The organism is Thiolapillus sp. (assembly GCF_048562965.1).
Classification (GTDB): Bacteria; Pseudomonadota; Gammaproteobacteria; order Chromatiales; family Chromatiaceae; genus Thiolapillus; species Thiolapillus brandeum_A.
Genome location: NZ_JBHNMF010001543.1, coordinates 1 through 567, shown reverse-complemented (window position 1 = coordinate 567; position 567 = coordinate 1). Strand labels below are relative to the sequence as shown.

1 protein-coding gene and 1 pseudogene are annotated in these 567 nt (G+C 51.5%); one reads left to right on the top strand and one right to left on the bottom strand.

What is annotated here, in order from left to right; translation table 11 throughout:
- Positions 1 to 192 precede the first annotated feature (192 nt).
- Entirely contained in the window at positions 193 to 471 is a 279-nt protein-coding gene (pilV, locus tag ACOCD2_RS25415) for a type IV pilus modification protein PilV (RefSeq protein WP_293650803.1), read from the top strand.
- On the opposite strand, the pseudogene ACOCD2_RS25410 reads toward pilV, so the two are convergent.
- A pseudogene (locus ACOCD2_RS25410) lies at positions 444 to 567 on the bottom strand (IS481 family transposase); the annotation flags it as partial. The gene pilV and the pseudogene ACOCD2_RS25410 sit on opposite strands and share 28 nt — an antisense overlap.

Sequence of the window (567 nt, the reverse complement as noted above, 5' to 3'; positions counted from 1 at the left end):
GAGGCAGGCTTGTACTCATCTTAGGGGTGAGTAGTTACCCGCAAACAATACAACGACCATCGCCTTCAACTCGCGTGGCCGGGCAAATCTGGCCGCCAACAGCGATTACTTCACTATCAGCAAGAATGACGCAACGCGTTATGTCTGCTTCAGTGCCACCGGACGGCCTCGGGTACAGGAGACACAATGCCAATGATTCAGTCCATACACTCACAACGCGGAACCACTCTGGTTGAAGTGCTGATTGCCGCCGTCATTGTTGGTATCGGTTTGCTGGGCATAGCCTCCCTGCAGGTAAAGGCACTGCAGGCATCTACAGATGCGGAATACCGCGCCAAAGCCACCGATATTGCCTGGGCACTGGCGGATCGTATGCGCGCTAACTTGGCGTCCAACACCAGTAACGGTAATCACTATATCTCTACAACGGCGCTTGCCAGTAACTATTTGTCAAGTCCCGATAGATCATAGATTTTCTTTTTGAATAATTCCGGTTGTTTTTTGTGCCAATCCTTAAGCGCCTGAATGGGCGTGATGTGCCCGATGTTTTTCTGCGGGACATGGTAG